Source organism: Aequorivita lipolytica (genome assembly GCF_007997135.1).
GTDB lineage: Bacteria > Bacteroidota > Bacteroidia > Flavobacteriales > Flavobacteriaceae > Aequorivita > Aequorivita lipolytica.
In genome coordinates, this window is record NZ_VORU01000013.1 from 22,640 (window position 1) to 41,047 (window position 18,408).

An 18,408-nucleotide genomic window follows, 5' to 3' on the forward strand; every position below is an offset into this window, starting at 1 on the left:
GAATCCATTAATAATTAATAGATTCTTTCGTAGCATCTTTTGCTAATTCAAACTATTCATTAAAATAAATTCCACCCGGAACAATTCCAGTTTGGAAATCCTGTATTTGCTGATTCGTTGAAAGATCAAATATTTTTAATGAACCTTTACTTGCATAATCGTCCGCATCGGTAGCATAAAGTAGTCCGTCCTTTGCTTGAAGCACATAAAAGAATCCGCTTATAATATCGGTTCCTGGCAATGCAATTGCAGAGCTATTTAGTTTATAAACTTTACCATCCAAAGAATAGAAAAGGTTGGTTCCGTCCATTGTTAAATTCGACGGGTGTTCGGTGGCGCCAAAACTATATGTATTAGAAACTTGTCCGCTGGAAAGATCAATTTTCACTAAAGATCCCGCAGTTTCATTTCCCGTATAACTAGGGTTTCCACCGCACAACACAAATAACGAATTTCCTGCGACTACCATTGAATTAGGAACATCGCCAACAGTAATGGAACTTTCAACAGAGTTCCCTGAAATAACGGAAATCAAATTATTTTGACCAAAACCACCTTGATGTGCAACATAAATTTTGTTGCTATATGCAACCATCTTTTCAGGTCCAAAAGGCACAGAGACTGAAGCGGAAATAGTATTGGTCCTTAGATCAAAAACAGCTACGTAATCGTCATTATTATCATTTGGATCGCCCCAATCTGTAACGTAACCTTTATTGCCGTCTGCACCTATAAAATAACGTGGATTCTGCAATCCTGTATTTATTGAATCGACGCTTTTAAAAGAATAACGATTAGCAATTACTATTTTTTGTGAGTTACTAACCACTATATAAGCATTATCATCCTGAAAGCCCATAGATTGCACTATGTTACCAAGTTCTTTTCCATTTACAGTTCTATAAATATTTTGAGCCACCGTACTATAATCTTCAGAAATATATGTAATAGTGCCGCTTCCGTTGTTAAAAGGTCCCTCGTTGGTAATCAAAATTCCTTTTTCAAAAGCCTCTGGAATGGATTCGGGCTGGACATCATCGTCATTGCTACAGGATATAAAAAGCAAAGTAGTTAAGGAAATAAACAGTAATTTTTTCATGATTTTCATTTAATTATATTTTAAAGGTTAAGAATATTTCAAAATTTCTAGAGGGCATTGGCCGATAGGCAACGTTCTCGTAATAGGTGTCAAAAACATTTTTAATTCTGCCACCAAAAGTTAAGCTTGGTTCAAAAGGCAATGTGTATTCTGCTCCAAAATTTAATATGGAATGCGACTCAACAATTTCACTATTGTCCGTGGTTGTAAAGGCGTCACCATTAAATAATCCTTGAGCGAATGCAGAAAATTTATCAAAATTATACTGCAACGTAGCAACAGTTTTGTGGAATGGAACATAAATAAGCTGCTTCTCTTTTGCTAAATCTTCCGCTTTGGTATATGAGTAATTTGCAGTAAAATCCAAAGTTTGTTGGTTGCCGAATTTCAGAAAATAACCCACAACGGCTTCAACTCCATAATTTCTAGTTTTTTGAATATTTGTTGGTTCCCAAAGACCACCGTTTCCGGGAATCCATTTAATTAAATCTTCCGAAGAAATATAATAGGCAGCAAGATCAGCTTTCAGATTCCCGATTGACAACTCCTGCCCCAATTCAAATTGATAGGAAGTTTCCGGCTCTAAGTTAACATTACCCCCGGCGTACCAGAACAAATCGTTGAAAGTAGGCACGCGATAGTTTTTTGAACCATTTAAACGAAGCGCGTACTTTTTTGAAATGCTCCATTTTGCATCTGCTGAAAAAAGCAATGGATTATCAAAATCATTTAAAAATTCCTTCCGAAGATTAATTCCGTAATTAAACTTTTCAGAAATTTTATGATTCATCAAAACTACGGCAGCCAAGGTTTTTCGGGAATTTTCCCCAACATTATCTCCTTCCGCCGTAACATAAGTATATTCCAACTTACCATTTATTCGAAGCTTTTTTAGAAGAAAAATCTCAGACTGAAACGCTCCTATAAAAGTGTTTGCTTTCCCTCCGCCATAATACGGTTTTTCACTATCGGGATAATAGCTGTATTGTTCAAAAAGGTGCGCCACACTCGCTTTGCTTGTAAAAAGCCCAAATTTTTGCTGCAATTGCCAAAGGTTTCTTGTGGCAATATCTTTATAAGCGTCTTTGCCAATTGTGTTCAAACTGCCCGAAAAATTACGGTCGTTATAAGTGTAGTCGGAATTCCAAGTAGCAATGCCGCGATTCAATTTTCGAGCTTCATTAATTTTTGCCGAAAAACGCAAAAACTCACCGTGTGTATTTTCTTGATTTTTTCCAACGTAGTTATAATCATTTTTAGAACTTATAAAATCAAGCCCCACGTTTAAATAATGATCGCCCCAAGTTTGGGTTGTACTAGCATTTGCGCCCATTGTAGAAAAGCTTCCATAGCGCAAACCAATTTCAGTAGTATCTATTTTTTCGAAAGAATATGTATTATTCAAATGAATGCTTCCGCCCACGGCACCGCTGCCGTATTGCACACCTCCGCCTCCGCTTCTAATAGTAATTTCATTGTAATTTAAAGGCGAAATTATATTGAAATCAGTTTGTCCGGTAAAGACTGAATTAATATTAATTCCGTTCCAAATAACAGCTGTTTGTGCAGCATTCGTTCCGCGGAATGAAGGTGATGCTACCATCCCAAAACCATTTTCCTTAAAATATATTGAAGAATTATACCGAAGTGTTTCGGTGAGCGAAGTTGCATTCCTTTCAACAATGGAATCATTGAGTTTTTCAAGCTTGAAACCTTTTGAAAACCGAATAAGTTTAGAATCTGTTAACATAACTTCGGGCAACTGCTGGATACTATCAAGTTGTGCGTACGATGAAACCGTGCACAGAAAAATAGCCAAAATTATATGGTAAAAGTTTTGCTTCATAATTCAACCTTTATCCCGAAAGTTTGATGTGTTTATGTTATGAATTTGGCAGGTCTCCTGGCTTGTCTTTTGTGCTACCTTCCCATTCCGATAACGATCGGAACAGTGGTTTTTGAAGAATGCACGCCCGAATAATAATTCGGACCGACTTACAGTTGCGGGAACAGCATAGGATTTACGATTGTTGAATTAAGATTGCCGATTTTTAATTTTCGTCAAACATTATCACAATAGTTCACCTATTTCCCTTTTAAGAGCGTTTTCAGTTGTAGAAAACAGCTCACCAAAATTCATTGCAAAAATAGCTTTTAAATACTAGTTCACCCAAACAAAACCATTATTTTTGAAAATGCAAAAATTCGTTTTACTCCTAAGTACCTTCCTTCTTTTTACCGCTTGTAAAAACAAAAGCGAATCCCCCCAATCTTTAGAAAAAAATGCTTCTGAAAAGAAAATGATTGAAGTAAATTACGCTCAAGGTTTTGAAATTGAAGACCAAGGAAACTTAAAAATAATCACTCTAAAAAATCCGTGGCCCGGAACCGATAAAACCTTCAAGTATGCTTTAATTGAAAAAAACACCACGCTTCAAAACCCTGAAGATTATGATGCTGTGGTTGAAATTCCAGTAAAGCGAATCGTGGTTACTTCAACCACGCACATTCCTTCTTTGGAAATGTTAAACGAACTTATAACCTTGGTTGGCTTCCCAAATCTTGACTATATTTCTTCGGAAAAAACCCGCGAAAAAATTTCCAAAGGAACCATAAAAGAACTCGGTAAAAATGAAGACATCAATACTGAAATTTTAATAGATTTAAATCCCGATGCCGTAATTGGCTTTGCCGTTGACGGAAACAATTCTGCCTTTGCAACCCTTCAGAAAACTGGGATTCCAGTGCTTTATAATTCAGACTGGACAGAAACTTCACCTTTGGGAAAAGCCGAATGGATCAAATTTTTCGGGTTGCTTTTCAACAAACAAGAAGAAGCAGATAGTATTTTCAAAAACATTGAAACGGAATATCTTTCAGCAAAAAAAATAGCTTTTGAAGCTAAAGAAAGACCGACGGTTATTAGCGGCGCAATGTATAAAGACGTTTGGTATATGCCACAAGGCAATAGTTGGGGGGCGCAGTTTATAGCAGATGCAAATGGCGATTATCTTTGGAAAGATTCAGAAGGCACTGGCAGTCTTTCATTAAATTTGGAATCTGTTTTGGAGAAAGGAACTGATGCAGCATTTTGGATTGGCCCGGGACAATTTACCAGTTTGCCTGAATTAAAAAATTCTAGTGCAGCCTATGCTCAATTTAAAGCCTATAAAATTGGAAACGTGTATTCAAATAGTTTAAAAAAAGGCGCAACTGGCGGCGTAATTTATTACGAATTGGCACCAAACAGACCCGATTTAGTTTTAAAAGACCTTATCAAAATACTTCATCCAGAATTGTTACCGGAATACAAACTTTTCTTTTTTAATAAACTTAAATAATGCAAACCACCCAAGCAAATCGGGTTCAGTTTATTGTGCTGTTTATAGCGCTAATTGCTGCATTTTTAGTGAATTTGGGTATGGGTTCGGTTTCAATTCCTTTAGATGAAATAATCTCTGTTTTTATTGGGAACGGTGCTTCCAAAGAAACTTGGCGTTACATAATTATGGATTATCGCCTTCCAAAAGCAGTAACGGCAATGCTTGCTGGCGGCGGTTTGGCGGTATCGGGATTATTGATGCAGACGTTGTTTCGAAATCCATTAGCAGGACCTTTTGTTTTAGGGTTGAGCAGCGGTGCAAGTTTGGGTGTTGCAATTTTAATTTTGGGAGCTGGTGCTTTTGGTGGTTTTTTCGGAACTATTTTAATGAGCCAATGGAGTTTGGTTATCGCTTCGGCATTGGGTAGCTTTTTGGTGCTGCTGGCCGTTTTGGCCGTAACTTTCAGAATAAAAGACACGATGGCAATTTTAATAATTGGTTTAATGTTCGGTAGCGTAACTACCGCAGTGGTTTCAGTTTTGTCCTATTTCAGTAATGCAGAGCAGCTTCAACAATACATTTTCTGGTCTTTTGGAAGTTTAGGAAACCAATCTTGGGAAGGCGTTTCAATTTTAACTTTGTGTTTTTTGGCAGGCTTGGGTTTAAGTGTTTTCAGCAGTAAATCTTTAAACGGTTTGCTTTTAGGAGAAAACTATGCAAAAAGCATGGGACTTCATATAAAGAGAACCACTTTTATAATAATCTTAGCGACAAGTATTCTTGCCGGAAGTATTACGGCATTTGTTGGGCCAATTGCTTTTGTTGGGCTTGCTGTTCCGCATTTGGTACGACAATTTTACAAAACATCAAACCACTTTGTTTTACTACCAGCTGTGCTGCTTTGCGGCAGTTTGCTGATGCTGGTTTGTGATACCGTGGCACAATTACCATTTAGTGAATTTACGCTGCCAATTAACGCAATAACCTCGCTAATAGGAGCTCCGGTTGTAATTTGGCTTTTGGTTCGAAAACGAAAACTTTTCTTTTAATGGTTTCAGAAGAAAAAAATATCATTTTAGAAGTTCGTAACCTTTCCGTTGGTTATTGGAAAAAAGGAAACGATTCTGTAGTTGCCGAAGCAATCAATTTTTCTATTGAAAAAGGGGAATTGGTCGGTTTGGTTGGCGCCAACGGAATTGGTAAATCAACCTTGTTGCGAACGCTAACAGGAATGCAAGATGCTTTAAATGGCGCTATTTTTTTAAAAGGAAAAAATCTGAATGAATACTCGTCTTTTCAACTTGCAACGCAATTAAGCGTTGTTTTAACCGAAGCGCCAGCCTCAAAAAATCTTTCGGTTTTGGAAATGGTCTCCTTGGGAAGACAACCTTATACCAACTGGATAGGTTCACTTTCTGAAGAAGATAAAAAAGCAATCCAATTTGCTTTGGAAGCTACTGAAACCGCTACCCTAGCCCACCGCAAATGTTTTGAATTAAGCGATGGCCAAATGCAGCGGGTTGCCATTGCGCGTGCTTTGGCGCAGGATACGCCTATTATAATTCTGGACGAACCCACCACACATTTAGATATTTACCATCGCGCTTATATTTTGAAATTGCTGAAGAAATTAGCTTCGGAAACGCAAAAAACAATTCTTTTTTCAACACACGAAATAGATTTGGCTATTCAACTTACAGACAAGATGCTGGTAATGGCAAAGAACGAAACTTATTTTGACGATCCCTGCAAACTTATTGAAGCAGGAAGATTTGATACGCTTTTTCCAAAGGAAACCATCGATTTTGATGGAAAAACTGGACGTTTCACTATTCGGAAATAAGTATATTTACTTTAAAATTTATTGCAATGAACGAAATTTTTCTATCCTTTCTAATCGCCATAATTTTCTTAGTGCTTGGAGCATTTATAGGCAATTACTTTGCGCATTTAAAAAGCAAAACTGAAACAAGTAAATTGGAAGAACGCCTAGAAAATGCACAATTACAGGGTGAAAAATTGAGTGAGCGTTTTGAAACGGCATTAAAGGAACGCGATGCTATAAGACAAGAAAAGGAAAGAGTCAATATGGAGCTGACGCGTCGAAATTCAGAATTTGAAAACCTGGAAGTCCGTAATCGCGAGCAGAAAGAAGAAGTTGAAAAACTTCAGGAAAAATTCACAAAGGAGTTTGAAAATCTTGCCAATAGAATTTTGGATGAAAAGTCATCAAAATTTTCAAAGCAGAACAAAGAAAGTCTCGAGATTATTCTTAATCCACTTCAAGAGAAAATAAAAAGTTTTGAAAAACGGGTTGAAGATACACATAAAGAAAGTATCGTTGGCCATGCAGCTCTAAGACAACAAATAATTGGGCTAAAAGAACTGAACGAGCAGATGAGCAAAGAAGCCACCAACCTTACCAAAGCGTTGAAAGGTGACAGCAAAATACAAGGAAATTGGGGTGAATTGGTTCTTGAGCGGGTCCTCGAAAAAAGTGGTCTAGAAAAAGATCGTGAATACTTTGTGCAGAACAGTTTCACTACCGAAGAAGGCCGCCGTGTGCTTCCTGATGTTGTGCTCCATTTGCCGGATAATAAAAAAATGATTATCGATTCCAAAGTTTCCCTTGTTGCATATGAACGTTTTGTGAATGAAGAAGATGAGGACCAACGCGCGCGTTTTTTAAAGGAGCACGTTGCCTCACTTAAGAAACATATTGAGCAATTGGGTGCTAAAAATTACCATACGCTCTATGAAATAGAAAGTCCTGATTTCGTGTTACTATTCGTTCCAATTGAACCTGCGTTTGCAGTGGCCATAAACCATGACAATAATCTATACAATTGGGCTTTTGAAAAAAATATTGTGATCGTAACTCCTTCTACCCTTTTGGCAACATTACGCACCGTTGACAGTATGTGGACCAATGAAAAGCAACAGCAGAATGCTATTGAAATTGCAACACAGGCTGGAAGACTATATGATTCTTTTGTGAATTTAACCAATGACCTTTTAAAAGTTGGTTCCCAATTGAACACCGTAAAAGGAAGCTACGACGGAGCCATGAAAAAACTTACAGGACAGGGCAATCTAGTTACCCGTGTTGAAAAACTTAAAAAACTAGGTGCAAAAGCCAATAAGCATATTGACGAAAAATTGCTGAACCGAGCCGTTAATAACGAGGATGAGGAATAAAAAAAACTATATATTTACCACTTTTTAAAATTTAAAGCCTCACTAATTATGAAACTAAATCTACTTTTTTTAACTATTTTATTCTCAACCTTAAACGTTTTTTCGCAAACAATATTCGAGCCCGGTTATATCATCAAAACCAATGGAGTCAAGGTGGATTGTCTCATAAAAAATGAAGATTGGAAAGGAAGCCCGACTACATTTGATTACAAACTCGAGGAGAACGGTGAAATAAAAACTGGAACGCTAAACAATGTGATAGAATTTGGCTCAGTCCAATCTTTTAAATACTTAAAAGCTACAGTCAATATAGATCAATCTAACGATAATATAAATGATTTAACAGACGTGCGTAATCCCGAAATGAAAGAGGAAACGCTTTTTCTAAAAACTTTAATAGAAGGAAAAGCATCACTTTATTATACTGAAAATGACAAGATTAAGCGTTATTTCTATAAATTGGATGACGGAGAAATAGAACAGCTCATCTACAAAAGATATCTGGCTACCCCAACAAAAATAGGTGTAAACGAACGCTATAAACAGCAACTTGCCACAACCCTAAATTGCAGTAAACTAAACGAAAGTAGCTTTGAAAATCTGGAATATAAAGTCGGAAAATTGGTTAAATTAATTACCAATTATAACAATTGTATAAATTCTGAAACCGTCGTTTTCACCAAGAATATACAAAAGGCTAAGTTCAATTTAACCCTTCGTCCCGGCGTGACATTTAGTTCACTTTCTATATTGAAATCAGGTGACGAAAGAATTGATTTTGACACTAATACAGGAATTAGAATTGGGCTTGAAGCAGAATATGTTTTGCCTTTCAATAACGGTAAATGGTCAATTTTTATAGAACCAACCTACCGTAACTACAAATCTGAGAAAGAATTTCTTTATGTAGATTTTCTTACAATTAAAAAAACCACTCTTATTACAGCCGAGTATAATTCTATAGAGTTACCTCTTGGTGCTCGTCATTATATGTTTGTTAATCAAGACGCCGCTTTTTTTCTTAATGCTGCTATAATAGTGGATGTAGCGATGATGGATTCTAAAGTAGTTTCAAGTAATGAAAACGGCTATGATTTGGATGTTGACGCAGACGTGGCAATTGCTTTAGGAGTAGGTTTTAGATTTAAAAATAGATACAGCATTGAAGCTAGGTACCATACTTCTCGCCAGCTCTTAAATTATGATAGTATAGATTCTTCATATAACTCATTTGCATTAATTGCCGGCTTCAATTTTCTCTAGTCCCTATCAATAATTTGATTAATTTTAGAGAATGAAAAAAATACTATTCATTATCCTCGGAAGCCTTTTAGCGATATACTTGCTTTACTTTGCTTTTGTATATTTTGTTCCCTACAGCGAAGGTACACGTGCAGGTGAACTTATAAAATTTAGTCATCGCGGAGTAGTTATCAAAACTTGGGAAGGTGAGATAAGCCAAGGTATTAGCGGAGCGCAGATATTCTCTTTTTCAGTACTGGATAAAAACCAGGAAGTAATTGAAAACCTTAAGCAATTTCAAGGAAAATATGTGATGGTAACTTATGTTGAGCGTTTTGCAACTTTTGCAATTTGGGGCGATACGAAGTATTTTATTACGGCTGTTGAGCTTGAAAATTCACCTCATTTCAACAGAAATTAAAAAATTTTAAAAACTATTTTTTTGCAATTTTCAAAGTTGTTTGCATATTTTTAGAAGTAACCTTTACAAAATACAAACCACTATTCATGCGGCTCATATCAACCAGCGTTATATTTCCGTTTCCTTTTCCCTCAGCAACTAGGCTTCCCAAAACATTATATATTTGGTAACTATCTACCTTGTAAAGTGAAGAAATAGTCAAATCGTTTTTCACCGGATTGGGATAGAAGTTAAGATTTTTCACAAATTTATCTTCAACCGATAAACCACTTTCCACCGTAATTTTTCCAAACATAGAGCCTGGATGAAAATTACACTTATAATCATTAGCACCTTCCACACTAAAAGTAAAAGAATACTGAGATCCAATCCCGCTAAAGGTTCCGCTATCAAAGGTTTCAACACTACTCCCAGCAATACTTGTTACCGTATGAGAGAATCCATCTGTTAATGTCCATCTAACCGTGTCACCAGTTTCAATCGTAACACTTGCAGCGGTTCCACTAGTACCAATAGCCCAATTAAGGTCGAACGTTGTTTGAGAAAATATGGAAGTAATTGAAAAAAAGGCAATAATTAAAGTAATTTTTTTCATCATAAGAGGTGTTTATAAAGTGTATTGCAAAATTACGAAAAAATTAACTATAAATCGGCAGTATTCGTAAATACAGCGTGTTATTTGCTCAGGTACATTTTTCTTCTTGCGTAAAGATCATAAAATGCATCATCTTTTAGGCTATCAATAAATAAAATACTCTCACCGGTACTTTTCATTTCAGGCCCCAATTGCTTATTTACATTTGGAAATTTATTGAAACTAAATACAGGTTGTTTAATTGCAAAGCCTTCTAATTTTGGATTAAAGTCAAAATCGGTTACTTTATTATGGCCTAGCATTACCTTGGTTGCGTAGTTTACGTAAGGTTCTCCATAAGCTTTTGCAATAAATGGAACAGTACGTGAAGCACGTGGATTGGCTTCAATTATGTAAACAATATCATCTTTTATAGCAAACTGGACGTTGATTAAACCTACAGTTTTAAGTGACTTTGCAATTTTGACCGTGTGATCTTTAATCTGCTGCATCACAAATTCGCCAATATTGAATGGTGGCAAGGTTGCGTTTGAATCTCCGGAATGAATTCCGCAAGGTTCAATGTGCTCCATTATTCCTATAATATATACATTTTCACCATCACAGATTGCATCGGCTTCCGCCTCTATTGCACCGTCCAAGTAATGATCCAGTAACAATTTATTATTAGGAATTTTGCGAAGTAAATCCACAACGTGCTCTTCCAGTTCCTTTTTGTTGATAACGATTTTCATTCCTTGGCCCCCCAACACATAGGAAGGGCGAATTAAGAGTGGAAAGTCAAGTTTATCGGCAAGCGCCAAGGCTTCCTCTGTGGTTTCAGCCACACCAAATTCTGGATAGGGAATATTATTTTCTTTTAAAAGCGTTGAAAAGCTTCCGCGATCTTCAGCTAAATCTAAAGATTCATAGGTTGTACCAATAATCTTTATGCCATATCTGTCAAGCTTTTCAGCAAGTTTTAAAGCTGTTTGTCCCCCCAACTGTACGATAACACCTTCGGGTTTTTCGTGACGGATTATATCGTAAATATGTTCCCAAAAAACGGGTTCGAAGTAAAGTTTGTCGGCAACGTCAAAATCTGTTGAAACAGTTTCAGGATTACAGTTTATCATTATGGTTTCGTAACCGCATTCAGCAGCGGCCAAAACACCGTGCACACAACAGTAATCAAACTCAATGCCCTGCCCTATTCTGTTTGGACCAGAACCAAGTACTATTATTTTCTTTTTTGCAGTAACAATGCTATCGTTTTCTGAATAAGGCTTTTCTCCCTCAAGCTGCATTTCATTCTCAAAAGTTGAGTAGTAATAGGGTGTTTCAGCTTTAAATTCGGCAGCACAGGTATCTACTAATTTATATACGCGCTGAATGTTCATTTCCTCACGTTTTTTGTAAACTTGGCTTTCCAAACATTTCAGCATATGTGCAATCTGGCGATCGCCGTATCCTTTTTGTTTTGCTTCTAAAAGTAATTCCCTCGGAAGTGTTTCCAAAGTATATTTTGAAATTTCTTTTTCCAGTAAATAAAGTTCTTCATATTGGCGAAGGAACCACATATCTATTTTGGTGATTTCGTGAATTCTGCTCAACGGAATTCCAATCTGGATAGCATCATAAATAACAAAAACGCGATCCCAACTTGCGTTTTTCAGTTTATCGAGAATTTGTTCGTAATTGGTGTAGCTTTTCCCGTCGGCGCCAATTCCGTTTCTTTTAATTTCGAGCGATTGTGTAGCTTTATGAAGCGCTTCCTGAAAAGAGCGGCCAATACCCATTACTTCTCCAACCGACTTCATTTGAAGACCCAAAGTACGGTCTGATCCTTCAAATTTATCAAAATTCCAACGTGGTATTTTTACAATTACATAATCTAAAGTTGGTTCAAACAAAGCTGAAGTTGACTTAGTAATTTGATTTTTCAACTCATCAAGTCTATAACCAATGGCTAGTTTGGTAGCTATTTTTGCAATTGGATACCCAGTTGCTTTTGAAGCCAATGCCGAAGAGCGCGACACACGTGGGTTAATTTCAATTGCAATAATTTTCTCTTCATCATCAGGGCTTACGGCAAACTGAACGTTACAGCCACCTGCAAAGTCACCGATACTGCGCATCATATGTATTGCCATATCCCGCATTTTTTGATATGTACGGTCGCTTAAGGTCATTGCTGGAGCAACCGTTATAGAGTCGCCCGTATGGATACCCATTGGATCCATATTTTCAATGGCGCAAATAATTACCACGTTGTCGTTATTATCTCGTAGTAGTTCAAGCTCATACTCTTTCCAGCCCATCATCGCTTTGTCTATCATTACCTCGTGGATGGGTGAAATTTCTAATCCGTACGATAGCAATTCATCAAAGTCTTCTTCTTTATAAACAATGGAAGCACCTGCGCCACCAAGTGTATAGGACGCTCTAATAACCAATGGAAACCCAAACTCTTGTGCAATTTCTTTTCCTTGCAAATAGGAGTTTGCAGTAGCTTGTGGAGCCATACCTACGCCAATTTTTTCCATCAACGCTCTAAATTTTTCGCGGTCTTCGGTAATGTTTATTGCATCAATGTCTACCCCAATTAATTTTACACCAAAATCCTTCCAAATCCCCTTTTCATCTGCTTCAATACATAGGTTAAGGGCCGTCTGTCCACCCATTGTTGGCAGAACAGCATCAATTTGTGGGTGCTCTTTTAAGATTTTTATAATTGATTTTGTGGTAAGCGGCAAAAGGTAAATATGGTCTGCCATTGACGGATCTGTCATAATGGTTGCCGGATTGCTATTAATCAAAACGGTTTCAATTCCATCTTCGCGTAAAGAGCGCAAGGATTGAGATCCAGAATAGTCAAATTCGCAAGCTTGACCAATAACAATGGGGCCGGAGCCTATAATAAGTACAGATTTAATGGAAGGATTTTTTGGCATTTCTTTTATTTTTTTCTGTGTTGCAAAATTACGACGCGCTAGGGTATAAAAAAAAGGTGTTGCTTAGTTAAACAACACCTTTTATATATTACTTATCAACATTATTTTTTGTGACGGGCTTCAGAAGATACAGATAGTCTTTTTCTGCCTTTCGCTCTACGGGCAGCTAATACCTTTCTTCCGTTTACAGAAGCCATACGCTCTCTAAAACCGTGTTTGTTTCTTCTCTTTCTTTTTGATGGCTGAAATGTTCTTTTGCTCATTATAGTATGCTTTAACTTCTGTAATATCCTTTTTTAAAACCTTTGGGTACTACCTCAAAAGTCGGGTGCAAAAATACAACAAGTTTTTACTTAGGCAAACCTTTTTTGAAAAAAATGCAAACGAAATTCATCTATTAAAAATGGAGTTGCAAATATCTTTACATTGCTAATAAGAAAACAACTTTTTCAATAAAAAAAATGTGTGGTTCAGAAGAGAACAAAACCTTCCAAAAAGAATTTAGTTTTTATACCTTTGCAACCATTTTAAAGATGACTCATGTTCAATAAAAATATAAAATTAGTTTTGGTTGCGTTAGTAATTGGCTTAGCTGTTTGGCAATTTACTGAGACAAATATTGGTAACGGCATTATGCTGATTTTGCTTTCTTTGATTTTCGTTTTTCTTTATTTTAAAAATGAAATCATTCTACTGGCATTTCTGCGCCTTCGTAAACAGGATTTTCCGGGCGCAAAAAAATGGCTAGATAAAATTAAAAATCCGAGTGCTGCATTAGTACCCAAACAAGAAGGCTATTATAACTATCTGAACGGACTTATGATTTCGCAAACCAACATGGTTGAAGCAGAAAAATATTTTAGAAAAGCCGAAAAGTTAGGGTTAAATATGTCTGCAGATATGGCGATGACAAAACTAAATCTCGCTGGCATTGCGATGACAAAAAACCGAAAGCGCGAGGCAGAACAACTTATGATCGAAGCAAAAAAACTCGACAAACAAAATATGCTGGACGATCAAATAAAAATGATGAAACAGCAGATGAAAAAAATGGGACAGCCACGTCAACAATTTGGACGCAGCGGTCGCGGAGGAAGAAGATTTTAATTTACTTCTTTAATAGTCTTTTTCTTACTGTATTACGCATGAACGATTTTAATTACTTTTAATCGAATAGCTCACTGTAAATCAGCCAAGTAAGTTATATTTGCTCAAAGCTCTTGCTTATGGGTAGAAAACTACTTTACCTTTCTTTTTTAATTTCCTTCTTCGCACAATCACAGATTGAGCAAGGCACTTCTTTCTCTGAGGCGATTGGAAAAAACATAAAGAAATACACGAAAAATTCGCAAAAAGCATACGTAGAGCAGGATTATGAGCGCGCAGAGTTTCTATTTGATTCGCTCATAAACAATGTTGTAAACGGCAGTTACTTGGACAACTTTAAAGTACGGAAACGTTCTGGAAGAAAAATTGAGCTCTACAAGTTTGATAAACCTATTTTCCTAATGACTTATGCTTCGTGGTGTACGCCAGGTGTGGGAGAAATTCCCGCGTTGAATGAAATTGCAGAAAAACATTATAAAGACATCGATTTTGTAATACTTTTTTGGGACTCCAAAAAAAACGTACGTGAATCAACTCGCGACTATTCCAGTAAAATTAACATTATTTACGTTGATGAAAAGGAAAACAAAAACGACCATATAGTTGAGATAATGAAGCATAGTCTAGGTTTTCCCACTTCCTTTTTTATTGACGAAAACAAACGGATTGTTGATGTTAGGAGAGGCGTATTGCACCCCTACAATGAAAAGTATGAAATTTCATTTGAGCTTAATTACAATTCTTTTTTAAACGGAATATCACTTCTAAAAAGCTTTAGTGATGAAGATAAAGAACACTTGGCATCAAAACGAAACCCGTAAAGATTAAATGTTCCTCCGGGCCTCAATATTATCATCTAAATTCTTACTTATAATAACCCTTCTCTGGAATTTCAATAAAATATTCCTTTCCCGAAGCATTTTTTAAATACGTATCCCGGAGCCAAGGATTATGAATCTTTAGTATCTTATAATTGATTTCATATTGTTTTACCCACTCTGACCAGTCCTCAATTGGTGAATCTACTTTTACTTTGAAAGTAGGGATGTTTGTGTACAAATCTTTCTCTCTAAAATTGAAACCATATTTTTCGGGATTACTCATTATTTCTTTCAGCGCCAAAATTCTGAAAACATATCGACTCGTTTCACTATTTAGCAACAAATCGTAATAACTGGTTTCCTTTTGGCGGTTTATCTGTTTGTTCATTCCACCCACTCCCGCGTTATAGGAGGCTGCAGCCATAGTCCAGCTTCCAAACTTCTCTTTTGATTTTTTCAAATACTCCGCTGCGACCATCGTTGCTTTCTCAAGGTTGTAGCGCTCGTCCACATAATCATTTATTTCTAGGCCATATTCTAATCCGGTGCCTTTCATAAAATGCCAAATACCAGAGGCTCCTGCAGGTGAGCTTGTATATTCCAGCCCACTTTCAGCCACTGCTAAATATTTAAAATCATCCGGCAGGCCGTGCTTTTTTAATAATGGCTCTATTATCGGGAAGTATTTGTTGGCTCGTTTAAGAATTAGCAGACCATTGGACTGCCAATAGGTATTCACCAAAAGCTCCCGATCCATTCGCTCTCTAATATCTGGGTTATTCAGTGGAACCGATTCCCCTGCAAAGTCCATTTTTTCTGGCAATGGTAATGCGTAAACATTATAATCATTAACTAATTTTTTTTCTAGATTTGCATCCGTTGGGGCATCCTGTACAGCGTTAATGCTAATAGCGCTTACGGCTAAAATTGCAACACCCAATCCTATTTTTCCTATCATATTCATAATCTCATATTTTTAATAAAGATACTTATTTCAAATACTCTTAAATAAAAAAGCACAAACTATTCTTCAAAAATTTCTAAAAGCCTTTGGGAGATTTCACGCCCTTTGTTTAGAATCATAATATGTGTGCCGCCCTTGATAACTTGACAATTTTCTATATTCTTAATAGGAAAGACAATATCCTTTTCGCCATGAAGGTGAACTACATTTGCTACTTTTTCCTTACGATCCCAAGTAATCATTTTTTCAAGCGCCCAATCCAAATATTGCTTGTCCCTAACGTGAAGGTATTCCTGATAGAGCGATAATCGTTTTTTGCTCTTTGGTCCAATGGAGTATTTTGTTAAATCGTCGGTGCTCAACACCAAGCTTGTTGGGATAAGTTTGTAGGCCTTTGTTAAACTAGCAAGTTTTATACGCCGCGGGAGCTCATCTTTTGTTTTTACACTAGATATGATTATTAATTTTTTCAATTTTAAGATATCATTCATTTCCTGAACCACAACTCCCCCAAAAGAAACACCAACTAAAATTGAGTTCTTTTCTTTTACATTCGCTGCCATTCTCTGGGCATATGCGTGCAAACTTTCGCCTTTTTCAGGAATTAGCCATTCAAGAATATGTATTTCATAATTATCTGGAAATTTAATATTCCTAAAAATTTCACCCCCGGCGGCCAAGCCTGGAACAAAATAAATGTGTGTTTTATCAGAATTCATAAGTCTTTTGTGAAGAAAATGGAATAGACGAAAGATTATTCGTAAATTTACGGGTACAAAGATAAAATTATACTATAGTTTCCTTAAAAACTGAAAATTCTACCAATAATTTACTTTGAAACCAAACCAGACATTTTATAGTGCCGTATATAAAGTAAGAGTTTTATACAAAAAACTATTTATTTTAAAGCAACGCACACTTTTACTAAAAATGAAATGTGCTGAACAAATTTTTAAAACAACTCCCAATGATTGAAGATGTAGAAATTACAGATAACGAATTTTTAAGACAGTTCGAACTTGAAATTGGCGATAACATGGCGCGTATAGAGTACGCCCTACAGGATCGCAAAATTTTTCTTACCAAATATGAAATGCCCGAAGACCTCGAAGAGCAAGGCTTTAGGGAAATATTTATCAAAGCGGTTTTTGAAGAAGTAAAAAACCGCGGTATCAGCTTGGTGCCTACTAGTCCCGAAATTGCTGGTTTTATGCGGAAAAACCGTAGAAAGTATAAAGATTTATTGCCCGTTGGTATAAATATTTAGGCCAATGCAGTTTCGGTTACTTTAAACCGAACCAAACCATCCTCATCAATTTCAGTAAGTGTAATTTCCTGTAAGGTATTTACCAATTCAGGATTCCACGGAGTTTTCACTTTTACATAATTTTCCGTAAACCCATGAATGTAACCTTCTTTATTTTCACCCTCAAAAAGAACCGTGCGGGTGGTTCCTAATTGGCTCTCGTAAAAAAACCTTCTCTTTTTTGCAGAAAGACCTCGTAGCATTTTACTGCGTTTACTTCGCACTTTCTTAGGCACAACATCCTCCATTTCCGCAGCAGCTGTATTGTCCCTTTCGGAATAGGTGAAAACGTGCAGATATGAAATGTCAAGTTCATTTAAAAATTGATAGGTTTCCAAAAAGCGCTCATCTGTTTCGCCGGGAAAACCAACGATTACATCAACGCCAATACAGGCGTGTGGCATTACTTCACGAATCTTTGCAACACGTTCCGTATAAAGCTCACGCATATAGCGGCGACGCATTAATTTTAAAATCTCATTGCTTCCACTCTGCAGCGGAATATGGAAATGCGGCACGAATGTTCTTGATTTTGATACAAAGTCAATGGTTTCGTTTTTCAAAAGGTTGGGTTCAATGGAAGAAATACGAAGCCGTTCAATACCCGCTACTTCATCCAAAGCTTTTACCAATTCCAGAAAAGTGTGCTCGTGTTTTTTATTCCCGAATTCACCTTTTCCGTAATCTCCAATATTTACTCCTGTTAACACGATTTCCTTAATTCCCTGTTGCGAAATTTCCGAGGCATTTTTCAAAACATTACCCAAAGTATCGCTTCGTGAAATGCCGCGTGCTAGCGGAATGGTGCAATACGTACACTTATAGTCGCATCCGTCCTGAACTTTTAAAAAAGCGCGGGTTCGGTCACCAACGGAATACGAACCTACATAGAAATTGGCTTCCTCAATTTCACAGGAATGCACTTCTCCCAAATCATTTTTAGAAAGATCATTTAAATAATCTGTAATCTTAAATTTTTCTGTTGCCCCCAAAACTAAGTCTACACCATCAACATCCGCCAACTCGTGCGGCTTTAGCTGAGCATAACATCCTACTGCCGCAACAAAAGCATTAGGATTTCCCTTCTGCGCTTGCTTTACAATAGTTTTAAAGCGCTTGTCTGCATTATCGGTAACGCTGCAAGTGTTTATCACATAAATGTCAGCTTTTTCAGAAAAATCGACACGCTGAAAACCTTCACCTTCAAAATTTCTGGCTATAGTAGAAGTTTCACTAAAGTTAAGTTTACAACCGAGTGTGTAAAAAGCGACTTTTTTTGGTGCGTTCATTATTGTATTTTTGGCATTTAACAAGTGCAAAAATACAAACTAATAACTACGAAAGCACGAACTATTTGTTTTAGAACTTTTGATATTTCCATACATTATGGAAACAATAA

The 18,408-nt window shown here is 36.6% G+C and carries 17 protein-coding genes and 1 riboswitch; of the genes, 9 read left to right on the forward strand and 8 right to left on the reverse strand.

Annotated elements, in window-relative coordinates:
- Window positions 1-52: 52 nt before the first annotated feature.
- Together ESV24_RS13060 and ESV24_RS13065 are read right to left on the reverse strand one after the other, a co-directional pair.
- Entirely contained in the window at window positions 53-1,099 is a 1,047-nt protein-coding gene (locus ESV24_RS13060) for a YncE family protein (protein ID WP_249041584.1), read from the reverse strand.
- Between the two features lie 13 nt (window positions 1,100-1,112).
- Window positions 1,113-2,945: a TonB-dependent receptor gene (locus tag ESV24_RS13065; protein ID WP_111816858.1), complete on the reverse strand. Its 1,833-nt coding sequence runs from the start codon at window positions 2,943-2,945 to the stop codon at window positions 1,113-1,115.
- A gap of 30 nt (window positions 2,946-2,975) precedes the next feature.
- A riboswitch (cobalamin riboswitch) is annotated at window positions 2,976-3,249 on the reverse strand.
- Window positions 3,250-3,294: 45 nt separating this feature from the next.
- Between ESV24_RS13065 and ESV24_RS13070 the strand changes: the two genes are divergently transcribed.
- Genes ESV24_RS13070 through ESV24_RS13095 form a run of 6 tightly spaced genes read left to right on the forward strand, consistent with a single transcriptional unit; the run spans window position 3,295 to window position 9,283 of the window.
- The gene (locus ESV24_RS13070; protein ID WP_111816857.1) at window positions 3,295-4,440 is read left to right on the forward strand and encodes an ABC transporter substrate-binding protein; all 1,146 of its coding nucleotides are present in this window, start codon (window positions 3,295-3,297) and stop codon (window positions 4,438-4,440) included.
- Window positions 4,440-5,471 (forward strand): FecCD family ABC transporter permease, encoded by a 1,032-nt coding sequence (locus ESV24_RS13075; protein ID WP_111816856.1) that lies wholly within the window; start codon window positions 4,440-4,442, stop codon window positions 5,469-5,471. The genes ESV24_RS13070 and ESV24_RS13075 overlap by 1 nt, the downstream gene beginning before the upstream one ends.
- Window positions 5,471-6,265: an ABC transporter ATP-binding protein gene (locus ESV24_RS13080; protein ID WP_111816855.1), complete on the forward strand. Its 795-nt coding sequence runs from the start codon at window positions 5,471-5,473 to the stop codon at window positions 6,263-6,265. Before ESV24_RS13075 ends, ESV24_RS13080 begins: the two co-directional genes overlap by 1 nt.
- Before the next feature lie 26 nt (window positions 6,266-6,291).
- Window positions 6,292-7,620, forward strand: coding sequence for a DNA recombination protein RmuC (locus ESV24_RS13085; RefSeq protein WP_111816854.1), 1,329 nt, complete (start codon window positions 6,292-6,294; stop codon window positions 7,618-7,620).
- A gap of 48 nt (window positions 7,621-7,668) precedes the next feature.
- Entirely contained in the window at window positions 7,669-8,883 is a 1,215-nt protein-coding gene (locus ESV24_RS13090) for an outer membrane beta-barrel protein (protein ID WP_111816853.1), read from the forward strand.
- A 31-nt stretch (window positions 8,884-8,914) separates the two neighbouring features.
- Entirely contained in the window at window positions 8,915-9,283 is a 369-nt protein-coding gene (locus ESV24_RS13095; RefSeq protein ID WP_111816852.1) for a 6-phosphogluconate dehydrogenase, read from the forward strand.
- A 13-nt stretch (window positions 9,284-9,296) separates the two neighbouring features.
- On the opposite strand, the gene ESV24_RS13100 is transcribed toward ESV24_RS13095, so the two are convergent.
- The 3 genes from ESV24_RS13100 to rpmH all read right to left on the reverse strand — a co-directional run bounded on the left by ESV24_RS13100 (window position 9,297) and on the right by rpmH (window position 13,074).
- The gene (locus ESV24_RS13100) at window positions 9,297-9,881 is read right to left on the reverse strand and encodes a T9SS type A sorting domain-containing protein (RefSeq protein ID WP_111816851.1); all 585 of its coding nucleotides are present in this window, start codon (window positions 9,879-9,881) and stop codon (window positions 9,297-9,299) included.
- Between the two features lie 77 nt (window positions 9,882-9,958).
- On the reverse strand, window positions 9,959-12,811 hold the full coding sequence (gene carB, locus ESV24_RS13105; protein ID WP_111816850.1) for a carbamoyl-phosphate synthase large subunit: 2,853 nt from the start codon (window positions 12,809-12,811) through the stop codon (window positions 9,959-9,961).
- 101 nt (window positions 12,812-12,912) lie between these two features.
- Complete coding sequence (gene rpmH, locus ESV24_RS13110; RefSeq protein WP_068760675.1) at window positions 12,913-13,074, reverse strand: 50S ribosomal protein L34; 162 nt, start codon at window positions 13,072-13,074, stop codon at window positions 12,913-12,915.
- A 277-nt stretch (window positions 13,075-13,351) separates the two neighbouring features.
- On the opposite strand from rpmH, the gene ESV24_RS13115 reads away from it, so the two are divergent.
- Together ESV24_RS13115 and ESV24_RS13120 are read left to right on the forward strand one after the other, a co-directional pair.
- Window positions 13,352-13,918, forward strand: a complete 567-nt coding sequence (locus ESV24_RS13115; RefSeq protein ID WP_111816849.1) for a DUF2892 domain-containing protein — start codon at window positions 13,352-13,354, stop codon at window positions 13,916-13,918.
- Between the two features lie 119 nt (window positions 13,919-14,037).
- Window positions 14,038-14,739, forward strand: coding sequence for a TlpA family protein disulfide reductase (locus ESV24_RS13120; RefSeq protein ID WP_111816848.1), 702 nt, complete (start codon window positions 14,038-14,040; stop codon window positions 14,737-14,739).
- Between the two features lie 43 nt (window positions 14,740-14,782).
- Here ESV24_RS13120 and ESV24_RS13125 read toward each other — a convergent pair whose 3' ends face one another.
- Window positions 14,783-15,703: a lytic transglycosylase domain-containing protein gene (locus ESV24_RS13125; RefSeq protein WP_111816847.1), complete on the reverse strand. Its 921-nt coding sequence runs from the start codon at window positions 15,701-15,703 to the stop codon at window positions 14,783-14,785.
- A 59-nt stretch (window positions 15,704-15,762) separates the two neighbouring features.
- Window positions 15,763-16,422 carry an alpha/beta hydrolase gene (locus tag ESV24_RS13130; RefSeq protein WP_111816846.1) on the reverse strand — a complete coding sequence of 220 codons (660 nt, stop codon included), beginning with the start codon at window positions 16,420-16,422 and terminating at the stop codon, window positions 15,763-15,765.
- A gap of 248 nt (window positions 16,423-16,670) precedes the next feature.
- Here ESV24_RS13130 and ESV24_RS13135 point away from each other — a divergent pair, with 248 nt between their 5' ends.
- Window positions 16,671-16,970 carry a GNAT family N-acetyltransferase gene (locus ESV24_RS13135; RefSeq protein ID WP_062620971.1) on the forward strand — a complete coding sequence of 100 codons (300 nt, stop codon included), beginning with the start codon at window positions 16,671-16,673 and terminating at the stop codon, window positions 16,968-16,970.
- On the opposite strand, the gene mtaB is transcribed toward ESV24_RS13135, so the two are convergent.
- A complete protein-coding gene (gene mtaB, locus ESV24_RS13140; RefSeq protein ID WP_111816845.1) occupies window positions 16,967-18,298 on the reverse strand; it encodes a tRNA (N(6)-L-threonylcarbamoyladenosine(37)-C(2))-methylthiotransferase MtaB in 1,332 nt (443 codons plus the stop codon). The genes ESV24_RS13135 and mtaB overlap by 4 nt on opposite strands.
- Between the last annotated feature and the right edge of the window lie 110 nt (window positions 18,299-18,408).